This window comes from Bradyrhizobium sp. F1.4.3 (genome assembly GCF_040548375.1).
Lineage (GTDB): Bacteria > Pseudomonadota > Alphaproteobacteria > Rhizobiales > Xanthobacteraceae > Bradyrhizobium.
Genome location: NZ_JBEPRN010000001.1, coordinates 986,679 through 997,394 on the forward strand (window position 1 = coordinate 986,679; position 10,716 = coordinate 997,394).

The following is a 10,716-nucleotide window of genomic DNA, read 5'->3' on the forward strand; positions in this document are numbered from 1 at the left end:
ATAGCCTAGCCCGATTTTGGGCCCTCGCCATGCAAAAATCGCATAGGTCCACCGATTGCGTTCAAATAGTTACTTGGGTTCCGACTTCAACCACCCGCCCGGTTGGAATCTGGAAATAGTCGGTCGCATCATTCGCGGACCGGCTCAGTGCGATGAACAGATGGTCCTGCCAGAGCGGCATGCCCGACTGCGCCGAGGCCTTCAGCGAGCGACGCGACACGAAGAACGACGTCGACATGATGTCGAACTGCCAGCCCTGCTTGCGCGCGATCGCCAGCGCCTTGGGGACGTTCGGCTGCTCCATGAAGCCGAAGCGCAGGCGGACCTTTGAGAACTTGTCGCTGATCTTCTCCATGCGGAAACGCTCCGACAGATCGACCCGCGGCGTGTGCGCAGTCTCGATGGTCAAGACCACATTGTGCTCGTGCAGCACCTTGTTGTGCTTGAGATTGTGCAACAGTGCGGTCGGCACGAAGGCGGGATCGCTGGTCAGGAATACCGCCGTTCCCTTGACGATGTGCGGCGGCCGCTTCTCCAGGCTGCGGATCAAATCATCCAGCGGCACCTCGATCCGGCGCGTCTTCTGGATCAGGATTCCCGAGCCGCGCCGCCAGGTCCAGATCGTCCCCGCCATCGCCGCGCCGAACAGCAGCGGCACCCAGGCGCCCTCGAGCAGCTTGAGCAGATTGGCGCTGAAGAAGGTCATGTCGACCACGACGAAGGGCATGATCACGGCCGCCGCCGTCGCGGCGCGCCAGTTCCACAATTTCCAGATCACGATGAAGCCCATGATGCCGTCGGCGACCATGGTGGTGGAGACCGCGATGCCGTAGGCCGAAGCTAGGTTGCTGGGGGTGTGGAATAACAGCACCAGCAGCATCACGCCGATCAGGAGCAGCCGGTTCACGCGTGGCAGGTAGATCTGGCCGGCGTGCGTTTCCGAGGTGTAGCGCACCTCAAAGCGCGGGAGCAGGCCGAGTTGCACCGCCTGATAGACCAGCGAATAGGCGCCGGTGATCACCGCCTGGCTCGCGATCACCGTCGCCGCGGTCGCAAGTCCGACCAGCGGCAACACGAAATGCTCGGGCACCATGCGATAGAATGAATGTTCGATCGCGCTGGGATCGGACAGCACCAGCGCGCCCTGCCCGAAATAGTTGATCAGCAGCGAGGGCAGCACGAAGAACATCCAGGCCGACTGGATCGGCTTGCGGCCGAAATGGCCGAGATCGGCATAGAGCGCCTCGCCGCCGGTCACCGCCAGGAACACGGCCCCCAGCGTCACCAGGCCGATCGTGCCGTGCGAGAGCAGGAATTGCAGCGCGTAATAGGGATTGATCGCAGCCAGCACCGACGGATCGTCGGCGATGTGGACGACGCCCAACACCGCGAGGCAGGTGAACCAGACCACCATGACCGGCCCGAAGGCGGAGGCGACCAACGCGGTCCCCTTGCTCTGGACCGCGAACAGCAGCGCCAGGATGATGACGGTGAGCGGCACGACGTAGTGCTCGAAGGCGGGCGTCGCAAGCTTCAGGCCTTCCACCGCCGACAGCACCGAGATTGCCGGCGTGATCATGGAATCGCCGATGAACATGGACGCGCCGACCACGCCGAGCGCGAGCAGGAACCAGCTTCGCCGCCCGAGCGCACGCTGGCCGAGCGCCATCAAAGAGAGCGTACCGCCCTCCCCATTGTTGTCGGCGCGCAGCAGCAGCAGCACGTATTTGGCGGTGACGACGATCAGGAGCGCCCACAGGATCAGCGAAAGCACGCCGAGCACCATGACCCGCGTGACCGGCTGACCATGGGCCGCGCCCCTGACTGCCTCATGGAACGCGTAGAGCGGCGAGGTGCCGATGTCGCCGAAAACGACGCCGATGCTCCCGAGCGTCAGGGACCAAAAACCGGAGGTGACCGGCCCGTCCTGGGTCTCGGTCGATGTGATGCTCGCCGTCATGTGAGGTGGAAAACGCTTCGTCCCTGGAATTGATCCGGCGCCTTTTGACGCTTCCGGCGCGCCTGTCAATCGGCACACCACCATAGCAGGCGCCGCGGCAGATGCTGTGACGGCGCGGCCACGTTCGTCGCTATCGCGACGACATGCCTCAGGTAAAATGGTAGCGCAAGGGGTCTAGAGCCTTTTCCGTTCTGATGGAATCGGAACGGGGCTCTAGATTTTTGCTTTAACGCGTTTTCTTTACGCGAACCGGTCTCCACTTCGCTGGAAACCACTCTACGGCTTCAGATTCGGCGGCAGCGGCGGATCTTCACGCATCAAGGTGATGGTCACCCGGCGGTTGGCAGCGAGCGAAGGATCGTCCGGGAACAGCGGCTGGGTGTCCGCCTTGCCGGAGACGGCAAAGACGTGCGCCGGCGGCAGCCCCTCGCGTTCGAGGATCTGCCGCACGGCGTTGGCGCGGTCGGCCGACAGATCGAAGGCGCCGTAGTCGCTGCGGGTCGGCACGAAGCCGGCCGCGGTGTGGCCGGCGATGGAGACGCGCAAGGGGGTCGCCTTGAGCGGGATCGCGAGCTTTTCGATCAGGCGACGGGTGCGGTCGTAAGGCACCTTGGAGCCATCTGCAAACATCGAGCGGCCGTCCTGATCGACGATCTCGAGGTTGAGGCCCTGCTTGGTCTCCTCGAACATGACATGCTTGGACATCTCGGTCAGTTCCGGCATGTCCTGCAAGGCTTGCCGCAGCGAGGCGGCCGCGAGCGCAAAATTGCGGTCGATCTTGATCTTCGCGCCCGAGGTGCGGTCGCGGTCCTCCTGGTCCGGTGTCGGCGTGTTGGAGGAATCCTCCGGCTCGATATGATCGACGTTCTTGAGCCGCGGGCGGGTCGGCAGGCCGTCCGATTCGACGATGCCGGCGTAGCGCGCCTCGCTCTGGACGCCGAAGGCGTCGCGCATGGAGCCGGCGACGACCTTCAGCTTGTTGGCATCCTGGGTCGAGAACGCGACGAGCATCACGAAGAAGCTCATCATCAGGCCCATCAGGTCGGCGAAGGTCACGAACCAGCCGTGACCGCCTCCATGTGCATCGCCGCGCTTCTTCTTGGCCATGGCTCAGGTCCCGGAGTCCGGCCCTCAGGCCGGAACCGGCTCGCCTTCGGCGTGCCGGTGCTTCTCGGGCAGATAGGCGAGCAGCATTTCGCGCACCAGCGTCGGGCTCTTGGAGTCGCGGATCATCAAAATGCCGTCGATGATCAGCGTGCGGTTGGTCTCTTCGTCCAGGAGCTTGCCATGCAACTTGTCTGCGATCGGTATGCAGAACAGGTTCGCGACCAGCGCGCCGTACAGCGTCGCGAGCAACGCGGTCGCCATGAACGGGCCGAGCTTGGAGGGGTCGGTCATGTTGGCGAACATCTGCACCATGCCGATCAGCGTGCCGACCATGCCGAACGCAGGGGCGCAGTCGCCGACGGCGCGGTAGATCTTGCTGCCTTCGTCCAGATGCATCAGGAAATTGTCGCGGTCGCGCTCGAGATTGTCGCGGATGAAATCGAGGTCGTAGCCATCAGCGACGTAGCGGATGCCCTTGGCGAGGAACGGCTCGTCGGTCTCGACCTTTTCCAATCCCACCGGGCCCTGCTTGCGGGCGATCTCGGCGATGCGGGCGAGTTCGTCGACCAGATCGTGCGCCGACAGGCGGCTCATCGTGAAGGCGAACTTGGCGCCGAGCGGCAGGCCGTGCATCAGCGCCGAGAGCGGAAAGCGGATCATGGTCGCTGCGGTCGATCCGCCGAAGATGATGATCATCGCATGCTCGGAAACGAACATGTGAAGATCGCCGCCCAGCAGCATCATCACCGCGATGACGATAATGCCCGCCACGAGGCCGACGCTCGTCATGATATCCATGGGAGACTCCAACGCGAACGCAACAACGGCCGTCCTGGCCGATGGCGCAGTCCAACCCCGAACCGCATTGAAAACCCTAGTGGGCCGCGATTAAAGACGCGTAAAGGTTAAGTCGAGCCTGTGCGGCACGCCGCCGCTGATCGCGCAGCGATTTGCCGTCCAGCGACAAGAACCTCAACACTTCGCTAACCATAACCGGGCGCGCTAGGACGACAGGCCTATCAGCTCCAGGCTCAGCTCGCGCAGGCGCTTGCGCGCGTCGGCATCGTAGGCCTGCGGATTGGCGCGCGCCTCGTTCATGCCGTTGAAGAACAGGCCGCTCTTGCCCGCGACATCGTCTCCCTGCACGAGGTGCAGGATCGCCGCGCCGCCGTGCTCCACCGTCGAGATCGGCGTGATGCCGCCGGCGCGTACCATCGTGGTGTTCATGTAGGTGGCCGGATGCAGCGTGTTCACGGTGATGCCGGCGTCGTTGAGCTCGGCTGCAAGATCGATCGTGAACATGATCTGCGCGAGCTTACTCTGGGCATAGGCGCGAGAGCCGCTGTAGCCCTTGGTGATCATGACGTCGTCGAAATCGATCGGATGCTGGCCGAGCGAGGCGACATTGACGATGCGCGCCGGCGCCGCGACCTTCAGCAACGGCAACAACAGATGGGCGAGCAGGAAGCCCGAGAGATAGTTCACGGCAAAGCGCAGCTCGTGACCGTCGCGGCTCTCCCGCCGTTGCGGACCATCGTTCTGCGAGCCGATGCCGGCATTGCTGACCAAGACGTCGAGACGACGGTGGTCTCGGATCACGGCCGCAGCAAGCTCGCGTGTGCCTGCCATCGACGACAGATCGGCCTGATAAAAGGTTGGCGCGGCGTGGCCGGCCTTCACGACCTGGTCGATCAGCGTCTTCGCGCGTGCGGCATCGCGTCCATGGATCAGGACGTGGGCGCCCTCGGCGGCAAGACGGCTTGCGACATAGCGCCCGACACCGTCGGTCGAGCCCGTGATCAGAACCGTCTTGCCGGCCATGTCCATGGCGTCACTCCATCGTTAGAAGGGCACCGCTGCCCACCTCTCCCTCCGGGAGAGGTGCACACCACCGTCGCGGACATATTCGTCTCTATCGCCTAGTGGATCTCCGCCGAGCGCTTCAGCGCGGCCTTGAGCTTCTCCAGCGAGAAATCGGGGCTGCGGGCGATCTCGAGGATCGGCGTCTCGCGGCGGCCGCAGAGTTCGGCGGCCTCGGGCAGTTTTGCGGCGACGTCGAGCGGGATGATGATGGCGCCATGCTGGTCGGCATGGATCAGATCGTCCGACTTCACCGTCATGCCGGCGACGCGCACCTCGCCGCCAAAACTCTCCGCATGCACCCATGCATGCGACGGGCCGATCGAGCCGGCCAGCGCCTGGAAGCCCGGCGCCCATTGCGGGATGTCGCGGATCGAGCCATCGGTGATGACGCCGAGACAGCCGAGCGCCTTGTGCACGTTGCTCTGGACCTCGCCCCAGAACGCGCCGTAGCCGACGTCGGGACCGTCGATGTCCTGGATCACCGAAATGCGCGGGCCGTGGCCGGTGCCGACATATTCGTAATAGTCGATGCGGCGCCTGGACTGCTCTTCGGGTGCAAGTGAGGATTTCAGCACCGAGCGGATCGCAACCGTGCGGGCATAGCCGACGATCGGCGGCAGATCGGGGAACGGACAAACGAGCTGCTTGGTGGTGTAGCCGATCAGCCGGCGCTCCGGCGCCACGATCTCCATGGCGTTGCAGATCGTCGGCGTGTCATAGCGGCCCAGCGCTTCGAGGACGGAAGCGGGCAGCGGCCCGGTCACGGTATCAGTCACGGCGTTCTCTCCCAGATTGGCGGCTGATTAACGCAATGCCGCCGGCACAGGGCGATATAGCCGAGATCGGGCCTCAACCCAACTCAGGAAGCCTTCATGGCAGATATCCGCGAGATGCCGCTCAGTGCAGCCGATCGGGCCGGTCGTCGCGCGGCGGCTCCGACAGGCTGGCCAACGTCGACGCCGAAGGCGGCGACGAGACCTCGCCCCCCGCCGCCGCAGTGGCTTCCATCGCGCGCGCCTGGTCACGATAGGATTTGTAGCCGAGCGGCAGGCCGAGCAGATACAGCACTGTCCCGATCGACAGCACATGCCAGGGATAGGCGATCACAACCGCGATGAAGACGATCACCGCGACGAACGCCGGCAGGACCAGTTCGGGCGGCACGCGCATGCGCTTGGTCTTGCCGGAGAACACCGGCAGGCGCGACACCATCAGGAAGGCTATCAGCAGCGTATAGGCGGCCGTCAGCGCCGCGGGCCAGCGGCCGAGATCAAGGAACGCGATATAGATCGGCAGCAGCACCGTGATCGCGCCGGCGGGCGCCGGCACGCCGGTGAAGAAATTGGAGGCGAAGGCCGGCTTGTTCGGATCGTCCATGGTGGCGTTGAAGCGGGCGAGCCTCAGGCCCCCGGAGATCGCGAACACCATCGCGGCGATCCAGCCGGCATTGCCGAGCTCGTGCAGCTGCCAGAAATACAGCATCAAGCCGGGCGCGACGCCGAAATTGACGAAGTCGGCAAGGCTGTCGAGTTCCGCGCCGAACTTCGACTGGCCCTTGATCATGCGGGCGACGCGGCCGTCGATGCCGTCGAGCGCGGCCGCGAACACGATGGCGTAGACGGCGAGCGACATCCGCCCCTCGATCGACAGCCGTATGGACGTCAGGCCGGCACAGATCGCAAGTAGCGTGATGACGTTGGGCACCAGCATCCGCACCGGGATCGGACGGAACCGCCGGCGGCGTATGTCGGGATCTTTGTAATCATAGGGCGTCATGGCTCGTCCTCACCTCACAGCGAGATATAGCAAGCCGCCTTCGCCTCCGCCATTGCGGCGGAAAGCCCGTTACACCGACTTAATGGTTAATTGGCGCGATAGGCGCGGCTCGGATCGTCCCCGGCGAGATCGGCCAGGATGGTCTCGCCGGCGATCGCGGTCTGCCCTTCCGAGACCAGCGCGTTGGTGCCGACCGGCAGATAGACATCGAGCCGCGAGCCGAAACGGATCAGGCCGAACCGCTCGCCGGCGCCAACCGCCTGCCCTTCCTTGACGAAACAGACGATGCGTTTGGCCACCAGGCCCGCGATCTGGATCACGCCGATGCGTCCCTGCGGCGTCGAGATCACGAGCGAATTGCGCTCATTGTCTTCGCTCGCCTTGTCCAGCTCGGCATTGATGAAAAGGCCGGGCCGATAGGCGATACGGTCCACCCTGCCCGCCACCGGGCTACGGTTCACGTGGCAGTTGAACACGCTCATGAAGACCGAGATGCGCGGCAGCGGCCGGTCGCCGAGCCCGAGCTCGGCCGGCGGCAGCGCCATGGTGATCATCGAGACGCGGCCGTCGGCCGGCGACACCACGAGCCCGTCGCGCACCGGCGTCACCCGCACGGGGTCGCGGAAGAACAGTGCGCACCACACCGTGAGGATAGTGCCGATCCACCCCAACGGCGACCACAGCCAGAACAGGACCAGGCTTGCCAGCGCAAAGCCGCCAATGAAGGGATAGCCCTCCTTGTGGATCGGCGGGATCTGACGCTGGATCGAATCGAGAATGGACATCGCTATCTGCCGCAAAAGGGGTGATGGCGCGGGTCGTCTCGCGCGGTGGAGTTGTTTAGGCCAGAGTTGGGACCGGAGACAAGCTCACTCCGCGGCCACCGGCGTCGTGAAAACGTCCTCGACCGGCGGCGGCTCCCGATTGGGCGCCTCGCTGCTGTCGGCCATCTTGGCCAGTTTCTCGCGTGCAGCCTCGGCCTCGCGCTGCCTGTTCCACATGCTGGCATAGAGACCACCCTGCGCGAGGAGATTTGCGTGGGTGCCGCGCTCGGCGATGCGGCCCTGGTCCAGCACGATGATCTCGTCGGCCCCGACGATGGTCGACAGCCGGTGCGCGATCACGAGCGAGGTGCGGTTCTTGGCGACGCGATCGAGCGCGCCCTGGATTTCGTGCTCGGTGTGGGTGTCGAGCGCCGAGGTTGCCTCGTCCAGCACCAGGATCGGCGGCGCCTTCAACACGGTGCGCGCGATCGCAACCCGCTGCTTCTCGCCGCCCGACAGCTTCAGGCCGCGCTCGCCGACCTGGGTCTCATAGCCTTTCGGCGCCATGCGGATGAAATGGTCGATCTGCGCCAGCCGCGCCGCCTGCTCGACCTCAGCGTCGCTGGCGTCCCAGCGGCCGTAGCGGATGTTGTAGCGGATGGTGTCGTTGAACAGCACGGTGTCCTGCGGCACCATGCCGATCGAGGCGCGCAGCGAGGCCTGCGTGACCTCGCGAATGTCGTGGCCGTCGATCAGGATTCTGCCGCCGGAGATATCGTAGAGGCGGAACAGCAGCCGCGAGATGGTCGACTTGCCGGCGCCGGACGGACCGACGATCGCAACGGTCTTGCCGGCGGGCACCTCGAAGCTGATGCCCTTGAGGATCGGTCGTGCGGGCTCGTAGGCAAAGCGCACGTCCTCGAAGCGCACATTACCGGCGGAGACAATCAGCGGCTTTGCATCGGGCGCGTCCTTGATCTCGGCCTCGCGTCCAATCACGCCAAACATCTTCTCGATGTCGATGATCGCCTGCTTGATCTCGCGATAGACCATGCCCATGAAATTCAACGGCTGGTAGAGCTGGATCATCATGGCGTTGACCAGCACGAAATCGCCGACCGTGTTGGTGCCGTTGCGCACGCCGATCGCGCACATCAGCATGGTCGCGGTCAGCCCGAGCGTGAAGATCACGGCCTGTCCGGTGTTGAGCACGGCGAGCGAGGTATAGGCGTGGACGCTAGACTCCTCGTAGCGCGCGACCGATCGGTCATAACGCTGCGCTTCGCGGGCCTCGGCGGTGAAATATTTCACGGTCTCGTAGTTGAGCAGCGAGTCGATCGCCTTGGTATTCGCCTCGGTGTCGGAATCGTTCATCTTGCGGCGGATGCCGATCCGCCATTCGGTCGCGATATAGGTGTAGTACATGTAGACCGCCACCGTGATCAGCGTCGCGAGCACGTAGCGCCAGTCGAACTGCCAGAGCAGCACGGCCAGCAGCAGCGAGACCTCGACGATGGTCGGGATCAGCTGGAGGATCACCATGCGCACGATGACCTCGATGCCCTCGCGGCCGCGCTCGAGCACGCGGGTCAGGCCACCGGTCTTGCGCTCGAGGTGAAAGCGCAGCGAGAGCTCGTGCATATGGATGAAGGTGATGGTGGCGAGCTTGCGCACCGCATGCATGGCGACGCGCGCAAAAATGCCGTCGCGCCACTGCGTCAGCACCGCCATCACGATGCGCATCGTGCCATAGCTCGCCGTCAATAGCAGGGGCGATGCGACCACCCAGAGATGCCAATTGTCGGGCTGCACCGGCGCGGTGTTGGCGCCGGTCAGCGCATCCGTTGCCCATTTGAAGCTGAAAGGAACCGTCAGCGTGATCAGCTTGGCGGCGAGCAGCAGCACCATCGACCAGACCACGCGCATCTTGAGGTCGAAGCGGTCGCCTGGCCAGATGTAAGGCCACAGATGCGCCAGCGTGCCCATCAATGTGGCCCGCTCCAGCGGTCCGCCGGCAGGATCGGGCACTTCGGCGCCGGGAGGCGAGTGAGGGTTCATCAAAAAGCCTGAAGACCCGCCGGATGCGGGCGCGTTGCGATTAACTGTTTTCGCTCGTCATATAGAAGCTTCCGGAGGCGAGCGCACCCCGCCAGATGGCGAATCTTCGATTGTTTGTCGCCATTTACCGGTAGATTTCCGGGTAGTCCGAATCATCGATTGGGCTTGACGCCCCTTCGCTGCAATGCATCATGGCACCAATGAGCACGATCAAAACCGTCTGTGTCTATTGCGGCTCCGGTCCCGGAACCAATCCCCACTTCACCGAAGGCGCCAAGGCGTTTGGCAAGGCGCTGGCCGAGAACAACATCCGCCTGGTCTATGGCGGCGGTTCGCTCGGTCTGATGGGCGCGGTCGCGACCTCCGTGCTCGATCACGGCGGCACCGTCACCGGCATCATCCCCGACTTCCTGCGGATGCGCGAGAACGCGCTGACCCGCGTGCAGGAGATGATCGTCACCCCCGACATGCACGAGCGCAAGCGGCTGATGTTCGAACGCTCCGATGCCTTCGTGGCGCTGCCGGGCGGCGTCGGCACGCTGGAGGAACTGGTCGAGCAACTGACCTGGAAGCAGCTCGGCCGTCACGCCAAGCCGGTGCTGCTCGCCAATATCGACAATTTCTGGGAACCGCTGTTCTCGCTGCTGTCGCATATGCGCCAGACGGAGTTCATCCGCGCCGGCCTCTCGGTCGACATCCTCAAGGCCGATCGCGTCGAGGAGATCTTGCCGAAGCTGAAGGCCGCGGCGGCACAGATCGCCGACGCGGAAAAGCAGCTCGCCCCGGAAGTGGCGCGCAGGCTCTAAAGATCACTCGCTCGGAAACGTCACCGCCTCGATCCGGTTGCCGTCGGGATCGACGACGAAAGCCGCGTAGTAGCGCACGCGGTCGTGCGGGCGGATGCCCGGCGCACCGTCGGAGGCGCCACCGGCCGCAAGTGCCGCGGCATGAAACGCATCGACCTCGCTCGTCGTCTTCGCCCGCAAGCAGATGTGCACGCCGCTCTCCGGTGCTCCGCGCGGCATACCCTCGCGCAAATTGATCCAGAATTCCGGGTAGGCCTTGCCGAAGCCGATCGTCCGCGGTCGCGTGACGAGGCGCGCGAGTCCAAGGGATGCGAGCGTTGCCTCGTAGAATTTTGCCGAGCGTTCGAGATCGCTGACGCCGACGGAGATGTGGTCGATCATG

General features: G+C 64.4%; 9 protein-coding genes and 1 pseudogene. 1 reads left to right on the plus strand and 9 read right to left on the minus strand.

Annotated elements, in window-relative coordinates; genetic code table 11:
- Positions 1-61: 61 nt before the first annotated feature.
- From ABIB73_RS04855 to ABIB73_RS04890, 8 genes and pseudogenes are all read right to left on the minus strand, one after another.
- Positions 62-1,960 (minus strand): potassium transporter Kup, encoded by a 1,899-nt coding sequence (locus tag ABIB73_RS04855; protein WP_354221914.1) that lies wholly within the window; start codon positions 1,958-1,960, stop codon positions 62-64.
- A gap of 276 nt (positions 1,961-2,236) precedes the next feature.
- Positions 2,237-3,067, minus strand: coding sequence for a flagellar motor protein MotB (locus ABIB73_RS04860; protein ID WP_354221915.1), 831 nt, complete (start codon positions 3,065-3,067; stop codon positions 2,237-2,239).
- Between the two features lie 24 nt (positions 3,068-3,091).
- On the minus strand, positions 3,092-3,865 hold the full coding sequence (locus ABIB73_RS04865; protein ID WP_027532208.1) for a motility protein A: 774 nt from the start codon (positions 3,863-3,865) through the stop codon (positions 3,092-3,094).
- 204 nt (positions 3,866-4,069) lie between these two features.
- On the minus strand, positions 4,070-4,894 hold the full coding sequence (locus ABIB73_RS04870; protein ID WP_354221916.1) for an SDR family NAD(P)-dependent oxidoreductase: 825 nt from the start codon (positions 4,892-4,894) through the stop codon (positions 4,070-4,072).
- Between the two features lie 92 nt (positions 4,895-4,986).
- Complete coding sequence (locus ABIB73_RS04875; RefSeq protein WP_354221917.1) at positions 4,987-5,706, minus strand: RraA family protein; 720 nt, start codon at positions 5,704-5,706, stop codon at positions 4,987-4,989.
- A 121-nt stretch (positions 5,707-5,827) separates the two neighbouring features.
- Positions 5,828-6,706 (minus strand): CDP-alcohol phosphatidyltransferase family protein, encoded by an 879-nt coding sequence (locus ABIB73_RS04880; RefSeq protein WP_354221918.1) that lies wholly within the window; start codon positions 6,704-6,706, stop codon positions 5,828-5,830.
- 86 nt (positions 6,707-6,792) lie between these two features.
- A pseudogene (locus ABIB73_RS04885) lies at positions 6,793-7,515 on the minus strand (phosphatidylserine decarboxylase); the annotation flags it as partial.
- Positions 7,516-7,575: 60 nt separating this feature from the next.
- Positions 7,576-9,528 (minus strand): ABCB family ABC transporter ATP-binding protein/permease, encoded by a 1,953-nt coding sequence (locus tag ABIB73_RS04890; RefSeq protein WP_354221919.1) that lies wholly within the window; start codon positions 9,526-9,528, stop codon positions 7,576-7,578.
- 200 nt (positions 9,529-9,728) lie between these two features.
- Here ABIB73_RS04890 and ABIB73_RS04895 point away from each other — a divergent pair, with 200 nt between their 5' ends.
- Positions 9,729-10,334 (plus strand): LOG family protein, encoded by a 606-nt coding sequence (locus tag ABIB73_RS04895; protein ID WP_354221920.1) that lies wholly within the window; start codon positions 9,729-9,731, stop codon positions 10,332-10,334.
- Positions 10,335-10,337: 3 nt separating this feature from the next.
- On the opposite strand, the gene ABIB73_RS04900 is transcribed toward ABIB73_RS04895, so the two are convergent.
- Positions 10,338-10,715: a VOC family protein gene (locus ABIB73_RS04900; RefSeq protein ID WP_354221921.1), complete on the minus strand. Its 378-nt coding sequence runs from the start codon at positions 10,713-10,715 to the stop codon at positions 10,338-10,340.
- Position 10,716: the final 1 nt, after the last annotated feature.